Source organism: Kribbella sp. NBC_00359 (assembly GCF_036097425.1).
In the GTDB taxonomy this organism is placed as follows: Bacteria; Actinomycetota; Actinomycetes; order Propionibacteriales; family Kribbellaceae; genus Kribbella.
In genome coordinates, this window is the sequence record NZ_CP107975.1 from 1,590,453 (window position 1) to 1,616,902 (window position 26,450).

The window sequence follows — 26,450 nt, forward strand, 5'->3', positions numbered from 1 at the left end:
CGCGCACGGTTTCGGTCTGCTCCGAAAGGGGTTGCCGGACGGGGGTTTCCCGCTAGCCGGCGAACATCTCCCGCAGCGCCTCCTCCTGCTCGGTCGACAGGTTCGACTGGATGAGCTGCGGCTTCTGCAGCCCCGTCGCGTCGAAGGTTTCCTTGATCTTGTCCCGGACCGCGTCGCTCGACATCAGGAACAACGCAGAGGTGCCGGGCGTGATCTGATCGCGGGCGGCCTTGATGAAGTCGTCGTCGATCCCGACATCGGCCAGCGATCCCGCGAGGGCACCCGATGCGGCCCCGATGGCGGCGCCGGCGAGCGGCATCAGGAAGATCATCCCGAACAGCATCCCCCAGAACATGCCGCCCAGCGCACCGACTCCGGTGAAGTTGCGCAACTGCCGGGTCCTCGGCCTCCTCGTCTCCGGCTGCCACGACACCGACGCGGCGTCGTGCAGCTTGATCAATCCCTGCTTCGACAACGCCTCCAACGTGCCGATCGCCTGGTTGGCGCCGTCCCAGGTCCCGAACTTCCACGCGGTCAGTGTCGCCATCGTGCGTCTCCCATCGCCTGCACCGGTGCTCGCTGCCAGCCTCCCGCCACGACCGCACGATCACCTCACCTCAGTCGGGTGATCCGGCACCACACCGCCGGTCGAGCCATCAGCAAACGCTCTCTTCCTCTTCGCGTCGCTCTCCGCGCATGGACAGCTCCGTATTCGAGGCACATGCTGGGTTGGGGGTTGGTCACATGGATGCAATGGCTGGCAGTCAACACAGCAGCGAGACAACAGAAGCGCCCGCCGCGGAGCCTTTGGTCGCTGGGAGTGGGCGCACGACGGCTCGAGTTACGGGCACTTTGTTCATTGTGTCCACGCTCGCGTTCATGGTCGCGGCGACGGTGTTGTCGATGACCTTCGACTGGCCCGACATTCTTCGTCAGCCTGCCGATGTGGTCCTGCCCGAGTTCGCGTCCGGTGGGACGAGTCTGGTGTGGACCTGGTTCGCGGTCGCCTGGACGTACGCGCTCCTGGCCGTGCCGATTCTGCTGCTGCCGACGGCCTTGGGACGGCGTGGAGACACAGCATTGCGAGTAGCGACTTATCTCGGGGCCGCGTCGGTGTTGTTGGCGCTGATCGGGTTTCTGCGCTGGGTCTTCGTCGTACCTGCGTTGGCAGACTCCTACACGAGTGGTGACGAAGGCACTCGTTCGGCGGTCGCGGCCGCATGGATCGCTCAGCACCAGTACGGCGGTGCGCTCATGGGCGAGCACCTCGGGCAACTCCTGGCCATCATCTGGTCGGTCGTGGTCTGCGTCGTCATCCTGCGCGCCCAGGTCATGCCGGGTTGGGTCGGCTGGTTGGGTCTTCTCGCGAGCGCGCTGTATCTGGTCAACCAGGGAGACATCCTCTCCACGGCGGTCTCCGGATTCCCGGTTTGGGACCTGGGCGGTCTGCTTGGCAGCTACCTCTGGGCGATCTGGCTGATCGTGCTCGGCGTCCTCCTGCTGCTTCGGCGACCGGCGGCGGGGGTTGGCGCGGAGGGGTAGACTTGGTTAATTCCGGAACGATGGCATTCCAGGCGGTCTGTCAGGAACCGGCAGGGCCTGTGAGGCGATGCCTGATGTCCGTCCGACCACAAGCCGACAGGCCCGGGATCCAGTACCGCTCGGCAGCCGATCTCGACCTTGCGCACCTGCTCGCCGAGGTCCGGTCCGCCCGCGCGGCCGATCGACTGGCCCGCAGCGCGGGACGCCGGGACGACACCTTCCGCAGCGACTCCGGCCGGCTCGCCGCATCGCTCCTCGCCTACGCCAAAGCCCTGGAGGGCTACCGGCTCCCCGTCCCGCGGGCGATCCGCGACGAACTCCGCCTGCGTCGCAAGCTGTCGTAACGCCGGACCGCCCGCCGTGCGGCAGGTTTATCGCAGTACGTCTCCGGTCTCCGTCGTACCGGTCGGCGTGGGTGCGTCGCCCGAGGCCGGCGGGACGACCAGCGTGGGGTCGCTGCCGCCTTGGTCGAGGCGGAAGGGCGGATAGACGTCGGTCATCAGGGCCGCATAACCAGCGACGCGCAAGGCCCACCGGTTCATTCCGAGGATGAAGTCGTACAGCGACCCTGGATAGGCGCCCGTGAACAGGAGAATCACCGCGGAGATGGCCACCAGGACGCCGACCAGACCGCCGCCACCACTGACGGTCCACTGCCAGCTTTCGGTCCGGTTCACGGCCCATGCGCCACCGCCGAGGAAGATCCCGACGATGATGTAGTGCGGGATGGCCAGCAGCCACCACTTCACCAGGACCAGGCCGCGGGACAGGTGCGCCGGGTAGTCGACCGCCAGGTGCGCGGGATAGTCCTCGACCTCCTTCAGGGTGAACGGCGGGTACCGGTCCGTTCCGAGCGCGCCGTAGGCGTAGTACGTCACTCGCCAGGACCACCGCATCACACCGACGTTGTAGTCGAAGATCGCGCGTGGATAGCGAGCGGTGAAGAGGATCGCGAAGAACGCGATGATCGACACGATCAGGAAACCGAGCCACAAGAACGCCAGTACGACGTAGTGCGGGATCACCAGGATCCACTTGACCAGCCACAGCCACCTGGACAACTTCGGATCCAGCGTGGCGTTCACGTGCACGGGATAAGTCACAGATGTTGCCACAAACAACCATCTCCCAGCGGACTTGCTCAAGGAGAGTGGGGATCCACCCTCGCCGGCTGCTGCTCAGCTGAGCGGCAGCGGTGTCTTTCCTTCGGCCTCGGGGGAGCTGATCGCGGCGATCGCCGACGGCTTGAAGCCCTTCGCGATCATCCAGATGGCCACGCTGACCTCCCACGCGAACACCGGGAGCGCCAGCACTGTGTGGGTGCCCTGCCCATAGACCCCGAACAGCATCGCGGTCGCCGACGCACACACCAGCGCGCCTCCGGCCATCCCCAGCACTGTGATGGCCCGCGGCACCAGGTCCATTCGATACATCAGATACGCCAGCAGGAAGCTGTTGATTCCCAGGATCCAGCTCGGCCCGATCAGGAAGGTCCAGTCGTGGATCGCCACCAGGGACTTCTCGACGGCGGCGACACCGGCACCGCCGCTGTCCGCCGTACCGGCCAGGTCCTGCCTGAGCGTCACGACCGTGAGGACGCTGACGGCGCCGACGACGATGATCGCGGCCTCCAGAAGCCGGCCGCAGACGTAGCCGAGCGCGATGCTGTGGTTCTGCCGCTTGACGACCGGATACAGCGTCACCGCGGTGCCGATGACGGTGACGACCAGTAACAGCTCGAGGAGTCCGCCCAGCAACACGCGGTTGTCGGCATCAGCCCCGGCAAGGTAATTGCCGTCGCGTAGAACGGGCTGGTAGAGCAGCAGCGCCGGGATCGACGTGACCTCGGTGCCCAGGAAGAACACGCCCGCGACCAGCGCGGTACGTCTCATTGCACTCATGTTCGCCATGCGAGTACGGCCCCCTGCAGCAGCCCCCGGGCCACTCATAGGTGTCTGCGACGAACAGGCTTGGGTCCACCACCCGCATACGCACTGTGCCGCTCACCATCCTCGCGTGACCACTCCTTGTCAACGCCTATCCTTAGTGGCCAGGTCAGGTGGTACGGCGGCGCGAGTGGGTTGCCTCGCGGACTACTGACCAGGCGTCCGCGACCGGACCCATGTGGGCCAGCTTGTCGGGATTGAGGACGGTGCGGATCGTCTGGATCCGGCCCTCGAGGATGTCGAGCGTCCAGGTGTTGAGGACCTTGCCGTCGCGGTCGCGGAAGATGGCGCCCGGCTGGCCGTTCAGCTGGTGTGGCTCCACAACTCCGCCGATGTGGGCGAACGGCGCGATGAGGGCAGCGACCGTGCGGGCCACGTTCGCGGCACCGGAGATGCCGGTGCCCCAGTTCGGGGCCTTGCCGCCGCTGTCACTGACCATCTGTACGTCGGCCGCGAGAAGCTCCCGCAGTCCGTCGACGTCCCCGTCGCGGACCGCGTCGAAGAACCGCTCGGCGAGTTCCTCGCGTTCGGCCTGGTCCGCCGCGAAGCGAGGCCGGCCCTCGTCCATGTGGCGGCGAGCCCGGACGGCGATCTGGCGGCAGGCGGCCTGGGACCGGTCCACGGCCGACGCGATCTCGGGGTAGTCGAACCCGAACACCTCGCGCAACACGAAGACCGCACGCTCGAGCGGGCTGAGTCGTTCGAGCAGGAGCAGCGCCGCCATCGACAGCGAGTCGGCCAGCTCCGCCGACCGCTCCGGATCCTGATAGGGATCGGTCAGCAGCGGCTCCGGGAACCACGGCCCCACGTAGTGCTCCCGCCGTACGCGGGCCGAGCGGAGTACGTCGATCGAGATCCGGGTCACCACGGCCGCCAGGAACGCCTTCGCCGAGGCCGGTGGCGTCGGCGAGGCGTCCCAGCGCAGCCAGGTGTCCTGGACCGCGTCCTCGGCCTCACTCACGCTGCCCAGGATCCGGTACGCGATCGAGAACAGCAGCGGCCGCAGCTGCTCGAACTCCTCGGCGCGAGTCATGCCAGCTCGGCCTTGAAACCCTGCCGCCACGACGGGTAGCGCAGCTCCCAGCCGAGCTCCCGCTTGGCCTTGGCGTTGGAGAACCCGCGGCCCTCGGTCATCATCGTCACCGCGACCTCCCCGGCCAGTGGACGGGCGAGCCAGACGGGGACTCGCATCGGGCGCTTGGCGCCGGCGACCGATGCCAGATAGGGCAGCCACTCGCTGGCCGGCGCCGGGTCGTCGTCGACGATGTCGAACACACCCTTCGCCCCTAGCTCCACAGCCAGCACAGTAGCGCTCGCCGCGTCGTCCAGATGCACCCACGAGCAGTACCCGGCGCCACTCCCGACCACCGGGAACTGGCGCTTGCGCACCGGCTCGACCAGGTCGTCGTTGGCGCCCGGCCCGTAGAACCAGCCGTACCGCAACACGGCGCCCCCGGCCTTGACGACCACGTCCTCGACATGGCTGATCGCCTTCATCCCAGGCTCCGCCGGCGTACCGGTCATCGGGTCCACCGGGTCCTGCTCGGTCTTCACCCAGCCGCCTTCGCGGCGGCCGTTCCAGGCACCGTAGCCCTGCGCAACGAAATGGGTCACGCCGGTCGCCTCCGCGGCGGCGAGCAGATGATCCGTCCCCTCGGTACGCAGCCGGTTGGTGCCGGCGAACCACCGATCCATGTGCTTCATATCGGGCTTGCCCGCGTGCGCCGCCGAGATCGCAGTCATCTGGTGCACGATCACCTCCGGCTGCGCCTTGGCGACCGCCTCACCGACCGCCGCCGCGTCCAACCCGTCCATCACGACCGCCTCGGCGCCGAGGTGCTCCAGCACCTCTAGCTTGGCCGAGCTCGTCGTTGTCGCCGTTACCTGGTGCCCCCGGGCCACCAACTGCGGTACCAGTCGCCGCCCGAGCACTCCGCTCCCGCCGGCCACGAACACCCTCATGACATTCACCTTCCGATCAACAGTGGTCTCTCACCCCGAGACGAGACAGCTCGGCGGGCTGTGACGTGTCCTTCGTCACGTCACACCGTCCGCGTCGGCGGCGTCTTGTGTGTATTCGGTACGCCAGCAACAAGACGAGGACCATCATGAATTCAGCAGTGGAAACCCTGCGCCGCGAGTTCGGCGGCGACATCATCGAACCGGGTGACGCGGAGTACGCAGCAACCAGTGGCTCGATCCTGGCGCCGGGCAGTCCGGCGTACGTCGTTCGGCCCGGGAGCGTCGCGGACGTGCAAGCGGCCGTCCGATTCGCGGCCGACACCGGGCTCGAACTGTCCGTGCGCGGCGGCGGCCATGCCTTCGCGGGCTTCGGTACGAACGACGACGGGGTCGTGATCGACCTCGGCAAACTTGCGGCCGTCGAGGTCATCGACAAGGACCGTCACCTCGTCCGGATCGGCGGCGGAGCCACCTGGGGACAGGTCACGGCGGCCCTGGCGCCGCACTCCCTCGCGATCTCCTCCGGCGACACCAGGAGCGTCGGCGTCGGTGGACTGACGCTGAGCGGCGGCCTCGGGTGGAAGGTCCGGAAGTACGGCCTGGCGTTGGACAACGTCGTCGCCGCCGAGGTGGTCACGGCTGACGGAGACGTCGTACGCGCGACCGCGGAAGAGAACCCGGAGTTGTTCTGGGCGCTGCGCGGTGGCGGCGGCAACTTCGGCATCGTGACCGCGTTCGAGTTCGCGGCACACCTGACCACCGACGTCTTCCACGGCAAGATCGCATTCCCGGCGGCGGAGGCGGCCGAGGTGCTCCAGGGCTGGGCTGACTACCTGCGCACCGCCCCCGAAGAGCTCACCTCGATCGTGAACTTCGCCAACCCGTTCCTCGGCGGGCCCAACGCGCCGGTCGACGTCGTCGTCGCCTTCGACAGCGACGACGCGGACCGTGCCGCCGAGGCCCTCGACCCGATCCGCCGGCTCGGCACCGTGATCGCCGACGACGTCGTACTGAAGCCGTACGCCGACGTGCTCGAGGACGGCGCGGTCCCGCCGCCCGGCATCCAGCTGGTCACCCGAAGCGCCTTTGCCGACAAGGAATCCGTCCCCGACGTCCTCCGGATCCTGGCCGAGGTCGGGGCGTCGGAACACCCGCCGGTGATCTCCGTCCGCAGCGTCGGTGGTGCGGTGTCCCGGGTCCCTGACGACGCCACGGCGTACGCACATCGCCAAGCGGAGTTGATGTTCGTGACCACCACGATCGGTCCGGCGCCGGTCATCGAGGCCGGTCGGCCTGCCCTGGAAGCGATCTGGGCACGACTCGCCCCGCACGCCACCGGCGCGTACGCGAACTTCCTCGCGTCCGCCACCGAGGACGACGTCGCCGCCGTCTACCCGGCGGAGACCTACGAGCGGCTGGCGGCGGTCAAGCGCGAGTACGACCCCGGCAACCTGTTCACCCGCAACCACAACGTCCGGCCGTGAGCGAAGGAGCGTCATGAGCAAGGTCTGGTTCGTCACCGGTTCGTCGCGCGGCCTGGGCCGCGCCTTCGTCGAGGCCGCCCTGTCCCGTGGTGACAGGGTGGCCGCCACCTCGCGGAAACCCCCCGAGGACCTGCTCACGGCGTACGGCGACGCCGTACTCCCGCTCGCCGTGGACGTGACCGACAAGGCCGCAGTCTTCGAGAGCGTGGAGCAGGCCAAGGAACACTTCGGCCGTCTCGACGTGATCGTGAACAACGCGGGCTACGGCGTGCTCAGTGCGGTCGAGGAGCTCACCGAACAGCAACTGCGCGACGTGCTGGAGACCAACTTGTTCGGCCCGCTGTGGGTCACCCAGGCCGCGCTGCCGATCCTCCGCGCGCAAGGCGGTGGGCACATCATCCAGATCTCGTCCGTCGGCGGACTGACCGCGATGGCGCTCGGCGGCGGGTACCACGCCTCCAAGTGGGCGCTGGAGGGCCTGAGTGAGTCCCTCCAGCAGGAGGTCGCCGCCTTCGGCGTCAAGGTGACCATCGTCGAGCCCGGCTTCTACGCCACCGAAGGCAGTGCCGGCGCCGTTCACGCCGAGGTCAATCCGCTGTACGCCGATCTCCGCGAGAGCTTCGCTTCGCTCACGAAGACCCTCGAGGCTGCCGACCCGGCCGCCGCGGGTCGCGCGATCCTCACGCTCGCGGATGCCGCCAACCCGCCGCTGCGCGTGTTCTTCGGCACCCAGGGCTACCCGATGCTCCAGCAGACGTACGCCGAGCGCCTCGAGCTGTGGTCCGACTGGCAGGACCTCGCGGCGGAGGGGCAAGGAGTCTGAAGCAGGCTCAGTCGGGGCGGCCCGGAAGGTCCATGGACGCGAGGCGTTCCGGGTCGCGGATCGACAGGATGTCGACGATCCGGCCGTCGACCACGGTGCACGCCATCACGCCCACCGGCCGGCCGTTCGGATCCCATGCAACAACCCCGGGGTCGCCGTTGACGAGGACCGGGGTGGCGGTCACTGTGGCCCGGGCGCCGCGCTGGGCCATGGCGGCCACCTCGGTCGCTCCCAGCCGGACGGTCACGCCTCGCGAGCTGTAGGTCCGCCACGTCACCTCCGGGTCGAGCACCCGCAGGAGGCCGTCGAAGTCGCCTTCCCGCGCTGCCGTGATGAAGGCATCGACGACCGCGCGCTGCTGCTGCCGTTCGTTGGTCGGACGGGGTGTGCCCTGGACCTTCCGGCGGGCTCGGCTGGCGAGCATCTTGGACGCGTTCGCGGACTTGCCGAGGATCTGGCCGATCTCCTCGAACGGCACCGCGAACATGTCGTGCAGCACGAACGCCAGCCGCTCGGCGGGACCGAGGGAGTCGAGCACCATCAGCAGTGCCAGCCCGACCGACTCGGCGAGCAGCGCGCCCTCCTCCGGCGCACCGCCGTCGTGCTCGGTCACGACGAGTTCAGGCAGCTGGTCGTCGTACGACGCCTCGGGCCGGGCCTTGCGCGAACGCAGCATGTCGATGCAGACCCGGCCCACCACGGTGGTCAGCCAGCCGCCGAGGTTGTCGATCGCGGCCGGGTCCTGGCGGGCGAGCCGCAGCCAGGCCTCCTGCACCGCGTCCTCGGCGTCCGCCCGCGACCCGAGCATCCGGTAGGCGACCGCCACCAGGCGCCCACGCTGCTCCTCGAAGGCACCCGCCACCGCATCATCCGGGCCGGTTCCCGTCATGTCGTTACCTTCCTCCAGCATGGTCCGTCATGAGAGTGACGAGCCCGGAAGGGCCGAGGTAACCGATCGAGGAGCACTCTCATGAACATCGCCCTGTGGATCATTGCCGGTCTCCTGGCCGCAGTCTTCCTGATCGCCGGCGCGAACAAGCTGTTCATCCCGCGGCAGAAGCTGGCCAAGGCGCCTGGCGGCGGATGGGTCCTGGACTTCAGCGGCAGCTTCGTCAAGACGCTCGGAGCGGTCGAGATCGTCGGCGCCGCCGGCCTGATCCTGCCCGCGGCGCTCGACATCGGACCGATCCTGGTCCCGCTGGCGGCCCTCGGCCTGGCCGTGATCATGACCGGCGCGGCCACCGTGGAGTTCCGCCGCCAGGAGTTCAAGCACATGGTCCTGAACCTGACCTACCTGGCCCTGATCATCTTCGTAGCTTGCGGCCGCTTCGCCTCCTTCAGCTGACCAATCAGTCGCCTAACTCAGTGGGCGTGGACCGGTCCTGTCGCGGGCTTGAAGGTGGGTACGACGACCAGCGCGAGGACGCCCGCAACCACGGCAGTGATCGCGGCGAACGTGAACCCACGGGTGAACCCGGTGCTGACCGTCCCGGCCAGACTGGCAGCAGCGACACTCGACACCACCGCCACCCCGACCGACGCGCCGAACTCGTGGAAGGTGCTGAGCAGCCCGGACGCGAGCCCGGCCTCGCGGTGGTCGATCTGCGCGAACGTCGTCGTCGAGGCCGCGACGAACGCCGCACCCAGCCCGACGGTGCTGACGGTCATCCCGGTCACGATCACGGCAGCACCCTCCCAGATAGCGGGGATGGCCATCCCTACCGCCGAGATCGCGAAACCGGTCAACGCGACCGCACGGGCGCCGAGGTGCCCCACGAGCCGGCCGGCGACCTGCGCCCCGACGATCGCGGCCAGCGCGACTGGCAGGAACAACAGTCCGGTGCGGAGAGCGCCGTACTGCTCGAAGTGCTGCAGGTAGAAAGAGCCGAGGAAGAAGGTCGCGATCATCAAAGCGGTCGCGACCAGGATCATGAAGATGCCTGCGACAACCGGTCGACGGGTGAAGATGCGCAGGTCCATCAGCGGCGATCGGACGGACCGCTGCACCCAAGCGAAGACGCCGTACAGGACGATCGCGGCGGCCAGGGTGCCGAGCGTCGCGGCTGAGAGCCAGCCGCGATCGCCGGCGTTGATCAGCGCGTAGATCGCCGTACCGGTGCCGGCCGTGACCAGCAGAGCACCCGGTACGTCGAGCCGGCCGGTACTCGCGGCCGGACGGTCGGCCGGCAGCATCCGGAGCAGGACGGCGAACACGATCACGCCGATCGGCACGTTCAGGTAGAACACCCACTGCCATCCCGGGCCGGCGGTCAGCAAGCCACCGAGCAGTACGCCGATCGCCGAGCCGCCACCGCCCATCGCGGACCAGATGCCGAGTGCCTTGTTCCGCTCCTCGCCGTCGAAGGTCTTGGTCACCACCGACAGCGCGGCCGGAGACAGCATCGCGGCGCCGATGCCCTGGGCGACGCGGCCGGCGAGCAGCAGCTCGGGACCGTTCGCGAGACCGGTCGCCAGCGAAGCGAGGGTGAAGACGAACAGGCCGGACAGTACGACGCGGCGGGAGCCGAACAGGTCGGCCGCGCGACCGCCGAGCAGCATCAGGCCGCCGAACATCAGCGTGTACGCGCTGACCACCCAGGTCAGGGTCTCGCGCTGCAGGCCGAGGTCGGTCTCGATGTTGGGCAGCGCGATCGCCACCACGGTCACGTCCAGGATCAGCATGAACTGCGCGACGGCGAGCAGGCCCAGCAGCCGCCACCGCCGCGGGTCGGGTTCTTCCATGATGAGAGTCCTTAAGTCGAACAGTGCTGTTCAGGTTAATTCGAGTACAGTAACTCGTACAGCGGTGTTCGACAAGAGGAGTGTGGATGGCGCAGACCACCGGCAAGCGGGCGGACGCGCAGCGGAACATCGCCGCGATCGTGGCCGCGGCGACGGAGTGCCTGAGCCGCGATCCGGCCGCGAGTACGAGCGAGATCGCGAAGGCGGCCGGCGTCGGGCGGGTCACGCTCTACGGGCATTTCCCGGCCCGGAGCGACCTCGTCGACGCGGTGTTCGTGCATGCCATCGAGAGCGGCGAGGAGTCGCTCGGGCAGGTCGACCTGAGCGGCGATCCGCGCGCGGCGCTGGCCCGGCTGACCGAGTCCAGCTGGCAGCTGGTCGACCGGTATCGCTCACTCCTGATCGCGGCGCAGGACACGCTCCCGCCCGGCCGGGTGCGAGAGTTGCACGCGGACCCGATGGCGCGGGTGGAGCGACTGATCGAGCGCGGCCGGAAAGAAGGTGTGTTCCGCACCGACCTGCCCACGTCGTGGCTGGTCAGCGTGATGCACAACGTGATGCACGGCGCCGCCGACGACATCCACGCCGCCCGCATCACCCCCGACCAGGCCGCCCCCTACATCACCACAACCCTCCTGGCCGCCTTCACCCCACCCGGGACACGCGTGCCCGGGTGACGAACTACTACTCCAGCCAGATGGTTTCGAAGGTGGGGTTGGCGTGGATGTGGACGGCTTCGTAGCCGCCGGGGCCGGTGCGGAACTTGTGCGGGGTGTCGGCGGGGACGACGAGGATCTGGCCGGCCTTGCCGACGATCTCCTCGGTGTCGACGGTGAACGTCGCCGTACCGCGCCGGATGATGAAGGTCTCGGCGTACGGATGCTTGTGCAGCCGGGGGCCGACGCCTTCCTGCGTGGTGGACTCGAGGATCAGCGAGACGTTCGCACCGCCCGGAAGCTCGGTGTAGTTCTCGGTCCAGTCCTCGCCGTCGTCCCGCCCGTCCGCGCGGCTGATCACCGCGGCGCCGGAGTTCGCGATCTCGGTCATGAGTACCCTCCCTCGGTCAGGCTGCCACCGTAACCTCGCACCGGGTCCTTTCCCACTGCTTTGTCCCGCTCCCCCGACCTAGGAGACGTTGCGGTCCAGGGGGTTGTGGTCCATGGGCAGGCGCATCCCCAGGCGCCAGAGGACGGCCGCTCGTGAGTTCGGCCGTTCGGCGGTTTCGCGGCGCATCGAGGTCGCGAAGCAGGAGGGGAATCCGTGCCGCGGGTATCTGCCGACCACCTCGCGGATCGTCTGCCGGGGCAGGTCGCCTGCCCGGGTGCCGCCGACGTCGAGGTGGGCGCCGGCCTGGAGCAGGCGGGCCTCAGGTCCGCCACCGGGCCGGATGTTCATGTGCAACGCGATCGCTTCGGCAACCACATCGGCGTACGACGAATCCGCGCCGAGTGACGTCAGCGTCGTGCGGGCGACTTCGCCGCCGTGGACCGCGAAACACCCGACCGACTCGTCCGGGCGGAAGCGGTCGGTCAGCGCGATGTCGTGCAGGAGCGAGGCGACGTAGAGGAGTTCGGCGTCCGGGGTGATGCCGTCAAGACTGCCGAGCAGGTCGCCCCACAACCACGTCCGCAGGCAGTGGCCGAGCAGCGGTTCGGCGTACGACGCGTGGGCCAACTCGAGCACGTCACGGGTCAGCGGTGTGTCCGGCGGCTCGCGGTCGGTCAGGAGTGCCGGCGTCCGCGGGCCGTTGGTCAGATGTGCGCGGATCAGGCTCGGCGCGCCGGTCAACTGGGCCAGGACTGCCTGGCGGGCGAAGTGGAGTTTGGCCCGCAGGTCGAGCTCACCAGGTTTCATCCGACCTCTTCGACCGTGGCGGCGTGACGTTGGGCGAGGTTGTGGTAGACGGCGGCGTTGTGGTCCACGAAGAGCTTGGCCGTACCTTCGAGCGGGACGATCTTCTTGGCGGGGCTGCCGAGGGCGACGGATTCGGGTGGGATCACCGCGCCGGGCGTCACGGTCGACCCGGCCGCGATCAGGGATCGTGCGCCGACGACCGCGCCGTCCAGGACGATCGCGCCGTTGCCGACCAGGGCCTGTTCGCCGATCGTGCAGTCGTGCACCAGGCACTGGTGGCCGACGGTCGCGTTCGGGCCGATCTCACATCCGTTGCTGCCGACATGGATCACGGTGTTGTCCTGGATGTTCGCCCCGGCCCGGATCGTGATCGTGCCCAGGTCGGCCCGGATCACCACGCCGTACCAGATCGAGACGCCCGCCTCGACCACGACGTCGCCGACCAGCGTCGCGGTCGGCGCGATCCAGGCATCCGGGTGAATGCTCGGGCTCTTTCCCTCAAACGAAAACAGCGGCATACGCGGCACCCTACGCGCGCCAGCGGTACCGGCGTTCGGGCCGCCCGGTGGTGCCGTAGCGCAGGGCCACGTCGGCCTGGCCGCGAGTACAGAAGAACTCCAGATAGCGGCGCGCGCTGACCCGGGAGATGCCGACCTTCTCGGCGCACTCGGCGGCGGACAGGTTGCGCTCGGCGGTCCGGAGCGCCGCGGCCACCAGGTCCGCGGTCTCCTGACTCAACCCCTTCGGCAGTCTGTTCACTGAGGACCGTGCCGGCGCCAGCACGCGATCGACATCGGCCTGGCTGGTGACCCGATCCGGTACGCTCGCCCGCCGCCGCGAGTACTCCTCCAGCCGCGACCGCAGATCCTCGAAACCGAAGGGTTTCAGCAGATAGTTGACGACACCCTGCCGGACAGCTCCTCGTACGGCGTCGGCCTCGCGCGCCGCCGTGATCACCAGGATGTCGCAGTCCGGCTGCGCGGTCCGCATCCGCCCGATCAGGTCAAGCCCGAACACGTCGGGCAGGTAGAGATCCAGCAGCACCAGGTCGGGGCGCAGTTCGCGCAGCGCGTCCAGGGCCTGCTCACCGGAGTTCGCCGTACCGACGACTTCGAAGCCGTCCACCCGGTCCACGAAACCGCGGTGGATCCGGGCGACCATGAAGTCGTCGTCGACGACCAGGACCGTGATCATCGGGCTCCCTCGGGCAGGCGCTGGACGGACATCCGGGCGATGAATGCGGCACCGCCGTCCTCGGTGTTGGTGACCGCGACCTCGCCGCCGCGGCGGCGGCAGACCAGGCGGGTCATCGCCAGCCCGATCCCGCGTTCGCCCTCGGCCGCGGCCTTGGTGGTGAACCCGTGCGCGAACACCTCCTGCACCAACTCCGGCGCGATGCCCGGACCGGAGTCGCGGACCACAATCTCGACGCTGCTGGCGTCCTGCCGCAGTTCGACCTCGACCCAGGCGGGAGACAGTGGCGTCCCCGAGTGGGCGGCAGCGTCGATCGCGTTGTCGACCAGGTTGCCGATCACGGTCGCGACGTCGGCGGACAGCTCCGGATCGAGCCGGAGCAGCGTGGTGCGTTCGGACACCCGGAGCTCGACGCGGCGTTCGGCCGCGACGGAGGACTTCGCCATCAGCAGGGCGGCGACCGCGGTGTCGTGGACCCGCCGGGTCACGGTCAGGTCGAGCGACTCACGATAGCGGTTGAGTGCACCGACGTACGTGACGACCTCGTCGTACTCCCCGATCTGGATCAGCCCGGAGATCGTGTGCAGCTGGTTCGCGAACTCGTGCGTCTGGGCCCGCAGCAACTCGGCCGAACTCCGGAACGACCCCAGCTCCCGCTCGAGCTGAGCCAGCTCGGTCCGGTCCCGCAGCGTGGTCACCGATCCGAGCGACCGCCCGTCCTTCAGCACGTCCATCCGGTTCATCACCAGCACGCGACCCCGCCGTACGACGACCGCGTCGCGGGCCTCGTCACCGTCGTGCTCCCCGGCCAGCACCTCCCGCAGCCGGCCCTCGATCCCCAGCTCCCGCAGGCTCTTGCCCACCGCCTTCTCCGGCAGGTCGAGCAGTCGCCGGCCGACGTCGTTCACCAAGGTGACGCGCAGCTGCGGATCCAGCGCCACGACCCCCTCGGCCAGCCCGTAAAGCATGGCCTCGCGGTGCTCGGCCAGCCCGGCGATCTCCCGCGGCTCGAGTCCGAGTGTCTGCCGCTTGATCCGGCGCGCGAGCAGCCACGACCCGAGCAGCCCGAGCACGCACGCGATCCCCAGATAGATCGCCAGGTACGACGATGCGCCGCGGAGCCGCTGCCAGATCGACGGCGCCCGCTCACCGACCATCACGGTCCCGATGTGATCGCCGAGCGTCCCGTCGTCGACGCCGTCGCTGAGCACCGGAACCTGGGAGACCAGCTCCTTCCCGTCGTCGACGCGCAGCTCACCCGACCAGCCACGACCTTGCGCGACGGTGGCATCACCCAGCACCAGCGCGCTGCCGATCGACGTCGGGTTGGTCGCCGCGATCACGCGGCCCTGCGCGTCGGCGACCGTGATCGACGTGACGCCGGACTGGGTCAGCGTGGTCTGGAGCAGCGGCGCGAGGACCTCGGCCGGCGCCGGATGCCGGATACCGAACCGCAGCGTCTGGTTACCGGACAGCTGCTCGGCCAGCGCGGTCACCCGGCGGCCCTCGACCCGGTTGAAGGTGGCGGCGGACTGGGCGAGCGAGACCGCGGCGACGGCGACCAGCACCACCACCACGATCGCCAGCTGCAGCACCAGCAGCTGGCCGGCCAGAGTCGGCCTCCTACTCAGTTTCAACGCCATGCCGCATGATCACCGTGTTCCGCACCCGAGGGCCACCCTTCAACCGAATTCCGCCTGTGACCACAATGAACTCAACCTCCGCTGCTGACACAACGCAGACGTCCACCCGCCGGAAGGCCACGATCGCTGCCCAGACAACCCTCGCGAAAGGACTCCCGCCGATGAGGTCCAGGCTCTTTGCCGGCACAGCACTCCTCGCGCTGCTCAGCGTGACCGCCTGCGGCGCGACCGCGGACAAGAAAGACAGCGCCGACGCCGGCAACGGTAAACCGGCGACCGGCCTGCGGCTGATGGTGCCGAACGCGGCCGGCGGCGGGTACGACACCACCGCCCGGGTCGCCGCGAAGGTGATGGAGGACGCGAAGATCGCGTCCGGCGTGCAGGTCTTCAACCTGCCCGGCGCCGGCGGCACGGTCGGCCTGCAGCGGACCGTGAACGAGAAGGGCAACGGCAAGCTCGCCATGCAGATGGGGCTCGGCGTGGTCGGCGCGACGTACACGTCGAAGTCGAAGGCGACACTGACCCAGACCACCCCGCTGGCCAAGCTGATCGAGGAGGCCGGCGCGATCGTCGTACCGAAGGACTCGCCGTACAAGACGATCGGCGACCTGGTCACCGCCTGGAAGGCGAACCCGAAGGGGCTCGCGGTCGGCGGCGGCTCGTCGCCCGGCGGACCCGACCACCTGTTGCCGATGCAGCTCGCGCAGGCCGTCGGCATCAACCCGAAGGACGTCAACTTCGTCTCGTACGACGGCGGCGGCGAGCTCCTCCCCGCCTTGCTGGGAAGCAAGATCGCCTTCGGGGCCAGCGGATTCGGCGAGTTCCTGGACCAGGTGCAGAGTGGTCAGGTGCGGGTCCTCGCGGTGACGAGTGAGCAGCCGGTCGAGGCGCTGCAGGACGTGCCGACGCTGAAGTCGTCCGGGATCGACCTGGTGTTCACCAACTGGCGTGGCATCGTCGCGCCGCCGGAGATCAGCGCCGAGGACAAGACGGTCTGGATCGACGCGCTGACGAAGATGCACGACTCGGCGGAGTGGAAGGCCGAGCTGACCAAGCACGGCTGGACCGACGCGTTCGTCACCGGTGACGAGTTCGGGAAGTTCCTCACCGACCAGGACAAGGCGGTCGCGGACATCCTGACCAAGCTGGGCCTCGCGGCATGACCACCGCCGAGCCTCAGGTCGAGACTCGGCGGGATCGGGCGCAGTACGGCGTATGTGGGTTCCTGGCGGTGGTCGGTGTCCTGGTGATCACCGACGCCGCCCGGATCCGGCACATTGCCAACAGCAACGACCCGATCGGGCCGAAGCCGGTCCCGATCGTGCTCGGCGCGCTCCTGCTGCTGATCGCGATCCTGTACGCCGTCGACGTCGCCCGCGGTGGGACCGGGGAGGCCGAAGGCGGCGAGGACATCGACGTGACCTCACCGGTGGACTGGCGGACGGTGCTGCTCCTGGTCGGGGCGTTCGTGGTCAACCTGGCGCTGATCGAGCCGCTGGGCTGGGTGATCAGCGGCGGCATGCTGTTCTGGGGCTCGGCGTTCGCGCTCGGCAGCCGGCATCACATCCGCAATCTGTTCATCGCGGCGGCGTTGTCGCTGACCACGTTCTACGCCTTCGCGATCGGCCTCGGCGTCAACCTTCCGGCCGGCGTACTGCAAGGGATCCTCTGATGGACAACCTGGTGAACCTGCTCAACGGGTTCGGCGACGTGCTGACGCCGCTGAACCTCCTGCTCGCACTGCTCGGGGTCACGGTCGGTACGGCGGTCGGCGTACTGCCGGGGATCGGGCCGGCGATGACGGTCGCGCTGCTGCTGCCGATCACGTACGGGCTGGAGCCGGTGCAGGCGTTCATCATGTTCGCCGGCATCTTCTACGGCGGCATGTACGGCGGCTCGACGACATCGATCCTGCTCAACACACCGGGCGAGTCGTCGTCGGTGGTGACGGCGATCGAGGGCAACAAGATGGCCCGGGCCGGCCGGGCCGCGCAGGCGCTGGCGACGGCGGCGATCGGGTCCTTCGTGGCCGGCACGATCGGGACCGTCCTGCTCGTCCTGGTGGCGCCGCAGGTGGTGAAGTTCGCGATCAGCCTGGGTGCGCCGGACTACCTGGCGATCATGCTGCTCGCGTTCGCCGGCGCGACGTCGGTGCTCGGCTCGTCGCGGATCCGCGGTTTCGCCGCGCTGCTGCTCGGACTGGTGATCGGCCTGGTCGGGATCGACAAGGTGACGGGCCAGGAGCGCCTCACCTTCGGCATCCCGCAGCTTGCCGACGGCATCGATGTCGTGGTGGTTGCCGTCGGCATCTTCGCGGTCGGCGAGGCGCTGTGGGTGGCCGCGCACCTGCGCCGCAACCCGGGCACGGTGATCCCGGTCGGCCGACCGTGGATGGGTCGTTCGGACTGGCGCCGTTCGTGGCGGCCATGGCTGCGCGGAACGGCGTACGGGTTCCCGATCGGGGCGCTGCCGGCCGGTGGTGCGGAGATCCCCACGTTCCTCTCGTATGCGACGGAGAAGAAGCTCTCCAGGCATCCGGAGGAGTTCGGCCATGGCGCGATCGAGGGCGTGGCCGGGCCGGAGGCAGCCAACAACGCCTCGGCCGCTGGGACCCTGGTGCCGATGCTGGCCCTCGGGTTGCCGACGAACGCGACTGCCGCGGTGATGCTGGCGGCGTTCACGTCGTACGGGATCCAGCCGGGGCCGCTGCTCTTCCAGCGCGAGCCGAAGCTGGTCTGGGCGCTGATCGCCAGTCTCTTCATCGGCAACCTGATGCTGCTCCTGCTCAACCTGCCGCTGGCACCGGCCTGGGCGAAGCTCCTGCAGATCCCCCGTCCGTACCTCTACGCCGGGATCATCTTCTTCGCCTCGATGGGTGCATACGCCGTGAACGCGCAACCGCTCGACCTGCTGCTGCTCCTGCTGCTGGGCCTGCTCGGTTTCGCGATGCGCCGCTTCGGTCTGCCGGTACTGCCGCTGATCATCGGCGTCATCCTCGGCCCGATCGCCGAGCGCCAGGCCCGGATGTCCCTGCAGCTGTCGAACGGCGACCCGTCCGGCCTGATCGGCGGCCCGATCGCCTACCTCATCTACGCCGTCATCCTGGCCATGCTGGCCTGGCCGCTGATCGCCGGGCTCCGCCGCAAAATCATGACGAAAGATGTCGTATATACGGCCGGACAGTAGGTAGGTGACCACTACCTCGCAACCTGAACGAGCCTGGCTGGGTGTCGTGTCGGCGGACCACGCCCGGCGCGCCGCCGCCGGCGGCTTCATCCAGCTCAACCACGGGAAACGGCCAGGCGTAGCCCGGCTGAGGCTCGGAGACGGCTTCGTCATCTACTCGCCGACCGATCAGTACGGCGGGAAGACGCCGCTCCGGGCCTTCACCGCGCTCGGGGTCGTCGCCGATGCCGAGCCCTACCAGGCGGAGCCGATGTCGATGGGTGCCCACGGCATCGTCAGCCCCTGGCGGCGCCGGATCGACTTCGACCCGGTCGAGCCTGCCGCACTGACCGACCTCAGCGCTGAGTTGATCCTGACCCAGCAGCCCAACTGGGGCTACCAACTCCGCCGCGGCCTGGTGACTCTCGCTGTCGAGGACTTCCTGCTGCTGCGGAGTGCGATGGCTCAGCGTTGACGGTAGCCGTCGAGGAAGGTGGCGATCCGGGTCAGCGCATCCTGGAGCTGATCCTTGTGCGGGAGCGTGACGATCCGGATGTGGTCCGGTTCGGGCCAGTTGAAGCCGGTGCCCTGGACGATCATGATCTTCTCGGCGCGGAGCAGGTCCAGCACGAACTGACGGTCGTCGGTGATCCCGAACACCTTCGGGTCGAGCCGCGGGAACACGTACAGCGCGCCCTTCGGCTTCACACACGTCACGCCGGGAATCTGTGTCAGCAGTTCGTACGCCGTGTCCCGCTGCGCCAGCAGCCGACCACCGGGCAGGACGAGATCCCGGATCGACTGCCTGCCACCGAGCGCGGTGGCGATGGCGTGCTGGGCCGGCATGTTCGCGCACAACCGCATGTTCGACAGGATCGTCAGGCCCTCGAGATAGCTGGTCGCCTGGTGCTTGGGACCGCTGACCGCGAGCCAGCCGCAGCGGTAGCCGGCCACCCGGTACGCCTTGGACAGTCCGTTGAAGGTGAGCGTCAGTACGTCGGGAGCCAGTGACGCGACCGGGATGTGCACGGCGTCGTCGTACAGGATCTTCTCGTAGATCTCGTCGGCGTAGATGAGCAGACCGTGCCGGCGGGCGATGCCGACCAGCGTCACCAGCAGGTCGTGGTCGTACACGGCGCCGGTCGGGTTGTTGGGGTTGATGATCACCAGCGCCTTGGTGCGGTCGGTGATCTTCGCCTCGATGTCGGCCGGGTCCGGCATCCAGTCGGACTGCTCGTCGCAGCGGTAGTGCACCGGCGTACCGCCGGCCAGCGCGACCGCCGCGGTCCACAGCGGGTAGTCCGGCGCGGGGATGAGGACCTCGTCACCGTCCTCGAGCAGCGCTTGCACGGCCATCTGGATCAGCTCGGAGACGCCGTTGCCGATGTAGATGTCGTCGATGTCCAGGTGAACGCCCGCGGGCTGGTAGTGCTGCACGATCGCCCGCCGGGCGGACGGCAGGCCCTTCGCGTCGCCGTAACCGTGCGCGTCGGCGAGGTTACGGACGATGTCCTCGAGGATCTCCGGCGGACATTCGAACCCGAACGGCGCCGGATTCCCCGTGTTCAGCTTGAGGATCCGATGCCCCGCCGCCTCCAGCCGCTGCGCCTCCTCCAGCACCGGGCCGCGGATCTCGTAACAAACGTTCGCGAGCTTGGACGACTGCATCACCGACATATCCGAAACCATATCCGCGGCATGTCAGCCTAGGTACGACGCTCGGCCCGTGCCTGCGTGGTCAGCGGGAGGAACACCTCGTCGACGATCTCGGTCAGGACGCTGGCGGGGACACTGGTCGCACCGTTCAATGCGTACTCGTTGCGGAGCAGATCGACGGCGACCGTGGCGACGCGGGGTGTGAGCGCGGCCGGGTCGACCTCGCCTCGGCTCGCCGCCCGGGCCAGCACCGTCAGCCACACGCCGATGCCGGCTCGGGCCATCTGGTCTCGCAGCTCACGTAGCCGCTCCGGGTCGGACTGGATGTCGGTCAGCAACTCTCGGAGGATCCGTCCGACCGGGGACGACAACCGGTCGTTGGCACGGGTGAGCAGGGCGAGCGCGTCCCCACGGAGCGAACCGGTGTCGGGTGTTTCGTCCGGGTTGGTCGGCAGCATCTGCCGGTAGGCCGCGATACTGAGCGCCGCACGGCTCGGCCAGCGCCGGTAGATGACGTTCTTCGCGGTCCCGGCGCGGGCGGCGACGCTGTCCATGGTCAGGCGGTGATAGCCGACCTCGTTGAGCTCCTCGACCGCCGCATCGAGGATCGCCTGCTCGAGCGCGGGGCCTCGCCGGCGCGTCACCTGGGTCATCCAACCTCCCGTGAGAGATACCCAGAGTATCCCATGACATCTGACCTAATCGCGCTCGTCCCGCACCTCTTAAGCTACTGGCAGTATCTTAACTGACCGAGAGAGGTTCTGATGGACAAGCGGAAACTCCTGCGGGGGTTGCTCTGGGATGTCGGCCTGCCGGCCGTCGTCTACTACGGCGGACGAGCCCTCGGGTACGACGTCCTCCCGGCCCTGGCCGCGGGCGGCGTCGCAGCCCTGATCCGGGTCGCGTTCGTGGCCGTCGTACACCGTCGGCTGAACGGACTCGGAGCGTTGGTGGGTGCGAGCTTCGCCGTGCTGCTCGTGTTGTCGCTGCTTACCGGCGACCCGCGGATCCTGCTGGCGCGCGAGTCGGTCCTGTCCGGCGCGGCCGGCCTGCTGCTGGTGGGCTCGTGTCTGACCGGCCGCCCGCTCATCTACACGCTGGCCCGGAAACTCAACGCCGGCAAGCCGGAACTCCTCGCCGAATGGGACGAGCGCTGGCGCACTCAGCCGCAGTTCCGCCGCCGCTTCGTGAAGCTGAGCGCCGTGGTTGGCGGTGTGCTCCTGGCTGATGCGATCGTCCGCCTGGTGCTCGTCTACCTGCTGCCGGTCGACGTCATGGCGAACCTGTCACCGGTGCTGCACGTCGGCTCTCTCGCAGTGCTGGTCGGCTGGGGCCTTTGGTACCGCAAACGTGCAGTGGAGCAGGCTCCTGCGCGGTAGCGTTCGGGGGCATGGCGGCGGTTGGTGATGAGATCTCGGTGGAGGTTGCGCGGCGGATCGCCCTGAATGCGCAGGGGTTCGCGGAAACGCGGTCTGGCGGGCGTGCGGATGTGCGGCGGGTGCGGAAGGCGATCGGCTGGGCCGGGGTGCTGCAGCTTGATTCGGTGAACGTGTTGTGCCGCTCGCATTACCTGCCGGTGTTCGCCCGGGTCGGGGACTACGCGCGTACGACGCTCGACCGGATCAGCTGGGGAGACGGCCGGGAGCTGTTCGAGTACTTCTGGGGACACAAGGCCGCGCTGCTGCCGTTGAGCTACTACCCGTTGCTGCGCTGGCGGATGCGCGCGGCGGAGCGGCAGGTGTGGGACCAGGAGCTGAGCCCTGACGTGACCGCGCCGTGGTCGGTGGTTGCGGGGATGCGGCGGCTGAGCGCCGAGCGGCCCGGGTACGTCGACCAGGTGCTCGCGATCGTCACCGAGAAGGGCCCGCTCACGGCCGGCGAGGCCAGTCCGGACGGCGTACGGCGGAAGCGGACCGACGCGGATCCGGATCCGACCACCGGACGGATGTGGAACTGGCAGGACGCGAAGATCGCCATCGAGTACCTGTTCTGCACGGGTCAGGTGACGATCGCGGGACGGCAGAACTTCGAGCGCGTCTACGACCTCCCCGAGCGCGTGCTGCCGGCCGACGTACTCTCCGCGCCCGAGCCGACCGCGGACGAGAGCCGCCGCGAGCTCATCCGGATCGCCGCCCGCGGGCTGGGCGTCGCGACAGCCAAAGACCTCTGTGGCGCCGGCCAGGGCCACTTCACGTTGCCCACAGCAACAGCACGCCAGGTTGTCGGCGAACTGGTCGAGACCGGCGACCTGATCCCCGTCCGGGTCGAAGGCATCACCCAACAGAGCTACCGCTGGCACGAAGCCAAGGACCGCCCCATCAACGCCCGAGCACTCCTCTCCCCCTTCGACCCGCTGATCTGGAACCGCGACCGCACCCACCACTTGTTCGACTTCTTCTACCGCATCAGCATCTACACCCCCGCCCCTCAACGCACCCACGGCTACTACGTGCTTCCGTTCCTGCTCGGCGATCGCCTGGTCGCCCGAGTGGACCTGAAGTCCGACCGCCAAACCTCCACCCTCGTGGTCCCCACCCTCACCCCCGAGCCCAACACCCCGGACCCCACCGAACCCCTGGCCGCCGAACTCCACCTCATGGCCGCCTGGCTGGGCCTCAACCACATCAAGGTCACCGCGACCAGCCCCCTCGGCCGCTCCGTCGCCCGAGCAGTCGCCACCTGACAGCTAGGCAGATGGCGTAGCGGCGCGAGTGAGGCTGTCCTCGATGCGCTGAAGGACCACCAGCGCCTCGGCTTGTTCGGCCGGGGTGAGATCGCCGGTTGCGCTCTCTTCCAGTTGGGCCCAGATGCGTTCGACCTCGCGGCGCACGGACTGACTGGCCGGCGTGGGCTCGACGACGGTGGCGCGCTTGTCGGTGGCGCTGGGTGTGACCCGCACGAAGCCGGCTTGCTCCAGGCGGCGCACGGTCCGCGTCATCGTGGCGGAGTCGGAGCCGAGCGTCCGGACCAGCAGCGGCTACCTCACCGGCGTGCTCGGGCCCACGCTGCTCATCGCGATCGGCATCGGACTGACCTTCCCGACCCTGATGGCTGCCGTGACCGCCGACGTACCCGAAGGTGATGCGGGAGTGGTCGGCGGGCTGGCGAACACCGCAAGTCAGGTCGGCGGATCCGTGGGTCTGGCAGTCCTCACGACACTCGCCGGCGCCAGAGCCGGCGGGAATTCTCCAGCCGCTCTCGCGACCGGGTACGACCTCGTCTTCATCGTGGCCGCCGGGCTCGGCGTAGCCATCGCGTTCGTCAGCACCCTGTTGCCGCGAGAACGGCGGTCAGTCGACTGAGCGGATCTGGCGGACGAGTACGGCGGCCAGGGCGGTGACGGCGGAGGCCAGGAGGTAGAGGACGGGGTAGCCGCCGAGGTGTTTGACGATCGGGGCGGCGATGGCGGGGGCGAGGACCTGGGGAAGCGAATTGGCGATGTTGATGACGCCGAGGTCCTTGGCGCGGTCCCGGGCGCTGGGGAGGACCTCGGTGAGCAGGGCGAAGTCGACGGAGAGGTAGACGCCGAAACCGGCGCCGAGGATGATGGCGCCGGTGATGGCGCCGGGCCAGGTCGGCCAGATAGCGAGGACGACGCCCGCGGCGGCCATCACCAGGCCCGAGCCGGTGACGAAGACCTTGCGCCGGGCAACGGAATCCGACCACTTCCCGCACCCGATCGCGGTGCACAGCACGCAAACGCTGTAGATCGCGGTCAGGATCAGTACGCCGGTGTCCGGATCATCGATGCCGACCTCGTCCTGCAGGTAGTAGAACAGGTACAGCGTCCCCAGCGCGTTCCCCACGTTGAACAGGAAGCGGGTCAGCCACGCCCACCCGAAATCCGGATACCGCCGCGGGCTGATCCAGAACCCGCGGAGGAAGTCCCGCACCACGAGCGGCGGCCGCTGCGCCAGCCGGGAGTCCCCGCTCCGCCACAGATACGGTACGACGGACAACAGCAGGAAGATCGCGCACGCGACGTACCCGAGGCCGATCCCGCCCGCGGCGGTAGCCAGCGCGGTCCCGACCAGCGCACCGAGCACCTGCGAGATCGCCACCCACCCACCGACCACGCCACGCTGCGAGACCGGAACGCGGTCCGGCACAGTCGCGGTAATGGCCGCCAGCAGCGCGTTCCCGAACAGTTGCATCAGGCACCAACCGAGCAGCATCAGCCCGATCACGTCCGCCCCGGCCAGGACGAACAGCCCGGCTGCGCCTCCCAGCGCGCCCGCCACCACCCACGGCACCCGGCGCCCGTGCCGCGACAGGGTCCGGTCCGAGATCGCCCCGAACGCCGGATTCGCGACCACCGACACCGCCGCGCCGACCCCGGTGACCAGCCCGAACACGAACTCCTTGTTGCCTGGAGCAACCGCCTCCGACTGCTTCGCCAGCAGCACCTGGATCGGCCCGAGCCACGCCGCGAACACCCCCACGTTCGCCAGCACGACGGCCGCCGTCCACCGCGCCCGGACCGGTACGGTCGGTTCCGCGAGAGCCGCCGGCACCACCCCCGGCTCCGGAATCACGGCCGGCTCTGGGCGATCACGTCACGGAACCAGTGGTACGACGCTTTCGGAGTCCGCACCTGCGTCGCGAAGTCGACGTGCACCAGGCCGAACCGCTGCGAGTACCCCGCGGCCCACTCGAAGTTGTCCAGCAACGACCACTGGAAGTATCCGCGGACGTCGATCCCGTCATCCATTGCCGCGCGCAACGATCGCAGATACCCGTCCAGATAGTCGATCCGCCGCTGGTCGGACACCACTCCGTCGACGGGGTCGTCGTTGATCGCGCACCCGTTCTCGGTGATGTAGACGGGTGGCAGCCGATCGCCGTACCGGTCCTTGAAGATCCGCAGGATCTCGCCGAACGCGGCGGGCACCACCGGCCAGCCGAAGTCGGTGGTCGGGTAGCCGGTGAGTTGGCGTGGTTCGAAGGGCAGGCCGGGCGGGAGTTGGATGCCGTCGGTCGCGGCGGTGTCGGCCTGGCCGGTCGCGGCGCCGACGGACACGGGTGCGTAGTGATTGATGCCGAAGAAGTCGATCGGCGTGGAGATGACGGTCAGGTCGTCCGCGACGGGTTCGGGCATCGCGGCCTCGAAGCCCGACGGATACGTCCCGAGCAGGACCGGATCGGCGAACAGCCAGTTGATCAGGTTGTCGTACAGCCCGGCCGCTTCCTTGTCCTCGAGGCTGTCACTGGCCGGCCAGGTCGGCGCATGGTTGGAGGCGATGCCGATCTCGATCGCCCCACCCGCACGCAGCGCCTGGACCGCCCGACCGTGCGCGAGCAACTGATGGTGCGCGACCGGGAGCGCGTCGAAGAGTAGTTCCTTCCCGGGTGCGTGTGCACCGAGCGAATAGCCCATCAAGGTGAGCACCATCGGCTCGTTGATCGTGATCCACTGCGGCACCCGGTCCGCGAACCGCGCGGCCAGCAGCGCCGCATAGTCCGCGAAGCGATCACAGATATCCCGGGACAGCCACCCACCCGCGTCCTCCAGCGGCTGCGGCGTGTCCCAGTGGTACAGCGTCGGAGCCGGCCGGATCCCGGCGCCGAGCAGCGTGTCGATCAGCCGGTCGTAGAAGTCCATACCGGCGGCCGCCGCCGGCCCGGTCCCCGACGGCTGGATCCGCGGCCAGGAGAACGAGAACCGGTACGTGTCCACCCCCAGCTCACGCATCAGCGCGACGTCCTCGGCGTACCGGTGGTAGTGGTCGCAGGCGACCGCGCCGGTGTCGCCGTTCAGGATCCGGCCGGGCTCGGCGCAGAACGTGTCCCAGGTGGAGGGACCGCGGCCGCCCTCGGCCACGGCACCCTCGATCTGGTACGCCGACGTCGAGACCCCCCATCGGAATCCGGGCGGAAACGGCTGCGTCGGTTTTTCGCTCGCTGCGCTCGCAGGTTCACCTGTCATTCGCATCATCCTCATCGGGCTTGCTGTCCTGGACCCGCGGCGGCTCGACCTTGCGCACGATCACGGCCGTGCCGTACGCCGCCACCTCACTCATCGTCTGCGCGATCTCGTTGCAGTCGAACCGCATCGCGAGGATCGCGTTGGCGCCCATCTGCTGTGCCATCTGGCACATCCGCATCACCGCGACGTGCCGCGACTCGGCCAGCATCTGGGTGTACTCCGGCACCTCGCCACCGCCGAGCGACCGGAAGCTCGCGGTGAAGTTCGACCCGAAGTCACGGCTTCGCACGGTCAGCCCGAAGACCTCGCCGAACACCTTGTCCGCGGTGTACCCGGGCAGGTCGTTCATCGTCGAGACGAGCACCGGGTACGGCGAACCCTGCGGAGCCACCCGCGGCGGACCCTGCTGGTACCCCTGCTGCGGCGGCGCATAGCCCGGAGGCGGACCCTGCTGGTAACCCTGCTGCGGCGGGTACGGCTGGTTCGGGTTCGGAGGATAGTTCTGCGTCATGC

The 26,450-nt window shown here is 68.9% G+C and carries 31 protein-coding genes; 13 read left to right on the forward strand and 18 right to left on the reverse strand.

The features are described 5' to 3' along the window. Positions 1-52: 52 nt before the first annotated feature. Positions 53-547, reverse strand: coding sequence for a DUF1269 domain-containing protein (locus tag OG876_RS07670; protein ID WP_328524080.1), 495 nt, complete (start codon positions 545-547; stop codon positions 53-55). A 206-nt stretch (positions 548-753) separates the two neighbouring features. Here OG876_RS07670 and OG876_RS07675 point away from each other — a divergent pair, with 206 nt between their 5' ends. Both OG876_RS07675 and OG876_RS07680 read left to right on the forward strand, forming a co-directional pair. Beyond that, complete coding sequence (locus OG876_RS07675; protein ID WP_442914110.1) at positions 754-1,542, forward strand: DUF4386 domain-containing protein; 789 nt, start codon at positions 754-756, stop codon at positions 1,540-1,542. 74 nt (positions 1,543-1,616) lie between these two features. Beyond that, the gene (locus OG876_RS07680) at positions 1,617-1,886 is read left to right on the forward strand and encodes a hypothetical protein (RefSeq protein WP_328524082.1); all 270 of its coding nucleotides are present in this window, start codon (positions 1,617-1,619) and stop codon (positions 1,884-1,886) included. 27 nt (positions 1,887-1,913) lie between these two features. Here OG876_RS07680 and OG876_RS07685 read toward each other — a convergent pair whose 3' ends face one another. From OG876_RS07685 to OG876_RS07700, 4 genes are all read right to left on the reverse strand, one after another. Further along, positions 1,914-2,627 (reverse strand): DUF4389 domain-containing protein, encoded by a 714-nt coding sequence (locus OG876_RS07685; RefSeq protein WP_328524083.1) that lies wholly within the window; start codon positions 2,625-2,627, stop codon positions 1,914-1,916. Between the two features lie 93 nt (positions 2,628-2,720). Then, positions 2,721-3,434, reverse strand: coding sequence for a DUF4386 domain-containing protein (locus OG876_RS07690; RefSeq protein WP_328524084.1), 714 nt, complete (start codon positions 3,432-3,434; stop codon positions 2,721-2,723). Positions 3,435-3,597: 163 nt separating this feature from the next. Further along, positions 3,598-4,521: an RNA polymerase sigma-70 factor gene (locus OG876_RS07695; protein ID WP_328524085.1), complete on the reverse strand. Its 924-nt coding sequence runs from the start codon at positions 4,519-4,521 to the stop codon at positions 3,598-3,600. Continuing rightward, complete coding sequence (locus OG876_RS07700; RefSeq protein ID WP_328524086.1) at positions 4,518-5,450, reverse strand: NAD-dependent epimerase/dehydratase family protein; 933 nt, start codon at positions 5,448-5,450, stop codon at positions 4,518-4,520. Before OG876_RS07700 ends, OG876_RS07695 begins: the two co-directional genes overlap by 4 nt. Positions 5,451-5,596: 146 nt before the next feature. On the opposite strand from OG876_RS07700, the gene OG876_RS07705 reads away from it, so the two are divergent. Both OG876_RS07705 and OG876_RS07710 read left to right on the forward strand, forming a co-directional pair. After that, complete coding sequence (locus tag OG876_RS07705; protein ID WP_328524087.1) at positions 5,597-6,934, forward strand: FAD-binding oxidoreductase; 1,338 nt, start codon at positions 5,597-5,599, stop codon at positions 6,932-6,934. Positions 6,935-6,947: 13 nt separating this feature from the next. Further along, positions 6,948-7,757 carry an SDR family NAD(P)-dependent oxidoreductase gene (locus tag OG876_RS07710; protein ID WP_328524088.1) on the forward strand — a complete coding sequence of 270 codons (810 nt, stop codon included), beginning with the start codon at positions 6,948-6,950 and terminating at the stop codon, positions 7,755-7,757. Between the two features lie 7 nt (positions 7,758-7,764). On the opposite strand, the gene OG876_RS07715 is transcribed toward OG876_RS07710, so the two are convergent. Continuing rightward, entirely contained in the window at positions 7,765-8,646 is an 882-nt protein-coding gene (locus tag OG876_RS07715; RefSeq protein ID WP_328524089.1) for a sigma-70 family RNA polymerase sigma factor, read from the reverse strand. 81 nt (positions 8,647-8,727) lie between these two features. Between OG876_RS07715 and OG876_RS07720 the strand changes: the two genes are divergently transcribed. After that, the gene (locus OG876_RS07720) at positions 8,728-9,102 is read left to right on the forward strand and encodes a DoxX family protein (RefSeq protein ID WP_328524090.1); all 375 of its coding nucleotides are present in this window, start codon (positions 8,728-8,730) and stop codon (positions 9,100-9,102) included. Between the two features lie 17 nt (positions 9,103-9,119). Here the strand turns inward: OG876_RS07720 and OG876_RS07725 are convergent, their stop codons facing one another. Beyond that, positions 9,120-10,499 carry an MFS transporter gene (locus tag OG876_RS07725; RefSeq protein ID WP_328524091.1) on the reverse strand — a complete coding sequence of 460 codons (1,380 nt, stop codon included), beginning with the start codon at positions 10,497-10,499 and terminating at the stop codon, positions 9,120-9,122. Between the two features lie 86 nt (positions 10,500-10,585). Here OG876_RS07725 and OG876_RS07730 point away from each other — a divergent pair, with 86 nt between their 5' ends. Beyond that, positions 10,586-11,176, forward strand: coding sequence for a TetR/AcrR family transcriptional regulator (locus OG876_RS07730; protein WP_328524092.1), 591 nt, complete (start codon positions 10,586-10,588; stop codon positions 11,174-11,176). A 7-nt stretch (positions 11,177-11,183) separates the two neighbouring features. Here the strand turns inward: OG876_RS07730 and OG876_RS07735 are convergent, their stop codons facing one another. The 5 genes from OG876_RS07735 to OG876_RS07755 form a co-directional block, all read right to left on the reverse strand. Continuing rightward, a complete protein-coding gene (locus OG876_RS07735; RefSeq protein WP_328524093.1) occupies positions 11,184-11,546 on the reverse strand; it encodes a cupin domain-containing protein in 363 nt (120 codons plus the stop codon). Between the two features lie 78 nt (positions 11,547-11,624). Further along, positions 11,625-12,353: an HD domain-containing protein gene (locus OG876_RS07740; RefSeq protein WP_328524094.1), complete on the reverse strand. Its 729-nt coding sequence runs from the start codon at positions 12,351-12,353 to the stop codon at positions 11,625-11,627. Continuing rightward, positions 12,350-12,871, reverse strand: a complete 522-nt coding sequence (locus OG876_RS07745) for a gamma carbonic anhydrase family protein (protein ID WP_328524095.1) — start codon at positions 12,869-12,871, stop codon at positions 12,350-12,352. Before OG876_RS07745 ends, OG876_RS07740 begins: the two co-directional genes overlap by 4 nt. A 10-nt stretch (positions 12,872-12,881) precedes the next feature. Further along, the gene (locus tag OG876_RS07750; RefSeq protein ID WP_328524096.1) at positions 12,882-13,547 is read right to left on the reverse strand and encodes a response regulator; all 666 of its coding nucleotides are present in this window, start codon (positions 13,545-13,547) and stop codon (positions 12,882-12,884) included. Beyond that, entirely contained in the window at positions 13,544-15,190 is a 1,647-nt protein-coding gene (locus OG876_RS07755; protein ID WP_328524097.1) for a sensor histidine kinase, read from the reverse strand. Before OG876_RS07755 ends, OG876_RS07750 begins: the two co-directional genes overlap by 4 nt. 161 nt (positions 15,191-15,351) lie before the next feature. Here OG876_RS07755 and OG876_RS07760 point away from each other — a divergent pair, with 161 nt between their 5' ends. From OG876_RS07760 to OG876_RS07775, 4 genes are read left to right on the forward strand one after another with little or no spacing between them, the layout of a single operon-like run. Next, on the forward strand, positions 15,352-16,353 hold the full coding sequence (locus tag OG876_RS07760; protein WP_328524098.1) for a Bug family tripartite tricarboxylate transporter substrate binding protein: 1,002 nt from the start codon (positions 15,352-15,354) through the stop codon (positions 16,351-16,353). Next, positions 16,350-16,862: a tripartite tricarboxylate transporter TctB family protein gene (locus tag OG876_RS07765; protein ID WP_328524099.1), complete on the forward strand. Its 513-nt coding sequence runs from the start codon at positions 16,350-16,352 to the stop codon at positions 16,860-16,862. Before OG876_RS07760 ends, OG876_RS07765 begins: the two co-directional genes overlap by 4 nt. Next, a complete protein-coding gene (locus OG876_RS07770; RefSeq protein WP_328524100.1) occupies positions 16,862-18,376 on the forward strand; it encodes a tripartite tricarboxylate transporter permease in 1,515 nt (504 codons plus the stop codon). Before OG876_RS07765 ends, OG876_RS07770 begins: the two co-directional genes overlap by 1 nt. Before the next feature lie 4 nt (positions 18,377-18,380). After that, entirely contained in the window at positions 18,381-18,830 is a 450-nt protein-coding gene (locus tag OG876_RS07775; protein ID WP_328524101.1) for an EVE domain-containing protein, read from the forward strand. On the opposite strand, the gene OG876_RS07780 is transcribed toward OG876_RS07775, so the two are convergent. Both OG876_RS07780 and OG876_RS07785 read right to left on the reverse strand, forming a co-directional pair. Further along, on the reverse strand, positions 18,821-20,032 hold the full coding sequence (locus tag OG876_RS07780; RefSeq protein ID WP_328524102.1) for a pyridoxal phosphate-dependent aminotransferase: 1,212 nt from the start codon (positions 20,030-20,032) through the stop codon (positions 18,821-18,823). The two genes, OG876_RS07775 and OG876_RS07780, sit on opposite strands and share 10 nt — an antisense overlap. Before the next feature lie 29 nt (positions 20,033-20,061). Then, the gene (locus OG876_RS07785; protein WP_328524103.1) at positions 20,062-20,664 is read right to left on the reverse strand and encodes a TetR/AcrR family transcriptional regulator; all 603 of its coding nucleotides are present in this window, start codon (positions 20,662-20,664) and stop codon (positions 20,062-20,064) included. Between the two features lie 111 nt (positions 20,665-20,775). Here OG876_RS07785 and OG876_RS07790 point away from each other — a divergent pair, with 111 nt between their 5' ends. Both OG876_RS07790 and OG876_RS07795 read left to right on the forward strand, forming a co-directional pair. Continuing rightward, a complete protein-coding gene (locus OG876_RS07790) occupies positions 20,776-21,390 on the forward strand; it encodes a VC0807 family protein (protein ID WP_328524104.1) in 615 nt (204 codons plus the stop codon). 11 nt (positions 21,391-21,401) lie between these two features. Next, the gene (locus tag OG876_RS07795; RefSeq protein ID WP_328524105.1) at positions 21,402-22,694 is read left to right on the forward strand and encodes a winged helix-turn-helix domain-containing protein; all 1,293 of its coding nucleotides are present in this window, start codon (positions 21,402-21,404) and stop codon (positions 22,692-22,694) included. Between the two features lie 3 nt (positions 22,695-22,697). Here OG876_RS07795 and OG876_RS07800 read toward each other — a convergent pair whose 3' ends face one another. Next, positions 22,698-22,949 carry a MarR family winged helix-turn-helix transcriptional regulator gene (locus OG876_RS07800; RefSeq protein WP_328524106.1) on the reverse strand — a complete coding sequence of 84 codons (252 nt, stop codon included), beginning with the start codon at positions 22,947-22,949 and terminating at the stop codon, positions 22,698-22,700. 1 nt (position 22,950) lies between these two features. Here OG876_RS07800 and OG876_RS07805 point away from each other — a divergent pair, with 1 nt between their 5' ends. Next, complete coding sequence (locus OG876_RS07805; RefSeq protein WP_328524107.1) at positions 22,951-23,313, forward strand: hypothetical protein; 363 nt, start codon at positions 22,951-22,953, stop codon at positions 23,311-23,313. Here the strand turns inward: OG876_RS07805 and OG876_RS07810 are convergent. The 3 genes from OG876_RS07810 to OG876_RS07820 are packed head-to-tail and all read right to left on the reverse strand — an operon-like array spanning position 23,302 to position 26,448. After that, complete coding sequence (locus OG876_RS07810) at positions 23,302-24,546, reverse strand: MFS transporter (RefSeq protein ID WP_328524108.1); 1,245 nt, start codon at positions 24,544-24,546, stop codon at positions 23,302-23,304. The genes OG876_RS07805 and OG876_RS07810 overlap by 12 nt on opposite strands. After that, positions 24,543-25,937: a GH1 family beta-glucosidase gene (locus tag OG876_RS07815; RefSeq protein ID WP_328524109.1), complete on the reverse strand. Its 1,395-nt coding sequence runs from the start codon at positions 25,935-25,937 to the stop codon at positions 24,543-24,545. The genes OG876_RS07810 and OG876_RS07815 overlap by 4 nt, the downstream gene beginning before the upstream one ends. After that, a complete protein-coding gene (locus OG876_RS07820; RefSeq protein WP_328524110.1) occupies positions 25,927-26,448 on the reverse strand; it encodes a YbjQ family protein in 522 nt (173 codons plus the stop codon). Before OG876_RS07820 ends, OG876_RS07815 begins: the two co-directional genes overlap by 11 nt. Positions 26,449-26,450: the final 2 nt, after the last annotated feature.

Coding starts and splice junctions, on each gene's coding strand:
- OG876_RS07670 (WP_328524080.1), bottom strand. CDS start 547: ATGGCGACACTGACCGCGTGGAAGTTCGGGACCTGGGACGGCGCCAAC.
- OG876_RS07675 (WP_442914110.1), top strand. CDS start 754: ATGGCTGGCAGTCAACACAGCAGCGAGACAACAGAAGCGCCCGCCGCG.
- OG876_RS07680 (WP_328524082.1), top strand. CDS start 1,617: ATGTCCGTCCGACCACAAGCCGACAGGCCCGGGATCCAGTACCGCTCG.
- OG876_RS07690 (WP_328524084.1), bottom strand. CDS start 3,434: ATGAGACGTACCGCGCTGGTCGCGGGCGTGTTCTTCCTGGGCACCGAG.
- OG876_RS07695 (WP_328524085.1), bottom strand. CDS start 4,521: ATGACTCGCGCCGAGGAGTTCGAGCAGCTGCGGCCGCTGCTGTTCTCG.
- OG876_RS07700 (WP_328524086.1), bottom strand. CDS start 5,450: ATGAGGGTGTTCGTGGCCGGCGGGAGCGGAGTGCTCGGGCGGCGACTG.
- OG876_RS07705 (WP_328524087.1), top strand. CDS start 5,597: ATGAATTCAGCAGTGGAAACCCTGCGCCGCGAGTTCGGCGGCGACATC.
- OG876_RS07710 (WP_328524088.1), top strand. CDS start 6,948: ATGAGCAAGGTCTGGTTCGTCACCGGTTCGTCGCGCGGCCTGGGCCGC.
- OG876_RS07715 (WP_328524089.1), bottom strand. CDS start 8,646: ATGACGGGAACCGGCCCGGATGATGCGGTGGCGGGTGCCTTCGAGGAG.
- OG876_RS07720 (WP_328524090.1), top strand. CDS start 8,728: ATGAACATCGCCCTGTGGATCATTGCCGGTCTCCTGGCCGCAGTCTTC.
- OG876_RS07725 (WP_328524091.1), bottom strand. CDS start 10,499: ATGGAAGAACCCGACCCGCGGCGGTGGCGGCTGCTGGGCCTGCTCGCC.
- OG876_RS07730 (WP_328524092.1), top strand. CDS start 10,586: ATGGCGCAGACCACCGGCAAGCGGGCGGACGCGCAGCGGAACATCGCC.
- OG876_RS07735 (WP_328524093.1), bottom strand. CDS start 11,546: ATGACCGAGATCGCGAACTCCGGCGCCGCGGTGATCAGCCGCGCGGAC.
- OG876_RS07740 (WP_328524094.1), bottom strand. CDS start 12,353: ATGAAACCTGGTGAGCTCGACCTGCGGGCCAAACTCCACTTCGCCCGC.
- OG876_RS07745 (WP_328524095.1), bottom strand. CDS start 12,871: ATGCCGCTGTTTTCGTTTGAGGGAAAGAGCCCGAGCATTCACCCGGAT.
- OG876_RS07750 (WP_328524096.1), bottom strand. CDS start 13,547: ATGATCACGGTCCTGGTCGTCGACGACGACTTCATGGTCGCCCGGATC.
- OG876_RS07755 (WP_328524097.1), bottom strand. CDS start 15,190: ATGGCGTTGAAACTGAGTAGGAGGCCGACTCTGGCCGGCCAGCTGCTG.
- OG876_RS07760 (WP_328524098.1), top strand. CDS start 15,352: ATGAGGTCCAGGCTCTTTGCCGGCACAGCACTCCTCGCGCTGCTCAGC.
- OG876_RS07765 (WP_328524099.1), top strand. CDS start 16,350: ATGACCACCGCCGAGCCTCAGGTCGAGACTCGGCGGGATCGGGCGCAG.
- OG876_RS07770 (WP_328524100.1), top strand. CDS start 16,862: ATGGACAACCTGGTGAACCTGCTCAACGGGTTCGGCGACGTGCTGACG.
- OG876_RS07780 (WP_328524102.1), bottom strand. CDS start 20,032: ATGTCGGTGATGCAGTCGTCCAAGCTCGCGAACGTTTGTTACGAGATC.
- OG876_RS07785 (WP_328524103.1), bottom strand. CDS start 20,664: ATGACCCAGGTGACGCGCCGGCGAGGCCCCGCGCTCGAGCAGGCGATC.
- OG876_RS07790 (WP_328524104.1), top strand. CDS start 20,776: ATGGACAAGCGGAAACTCCTGCGGGGGTTGCTCTGGGATGTCGGCCTG.
- OG876_RS07795 (WP_328524105.1), top strand. CDS start 21,402: ATGGCGGCGGTTGGTGATGAGATCTCGGTGGAGGTTGCGCGGCGGATC.
- OG876_RS07800 (WP_328524106.1), bottom strand. CDS start 22,949: ATGACGCGGACCGTGCGCCGCCTGGAGCAAGCCGGCTTCGTGCGGGTC.
- OG876_RS07815 (WP_328524109.1), bottom strand. CDS start 25,937: ATGACAGGTGAACCTGCGAGCGCAGCGAGCGAAAAACCGACGCAGCCG.
- OG876_RS07820 (WP_328524110.1), bottom strand. CDS start 26,448: ATGACGCAGAACTATCCTCCGAACCCGAACCAGCCGTACCCGCCGCAG.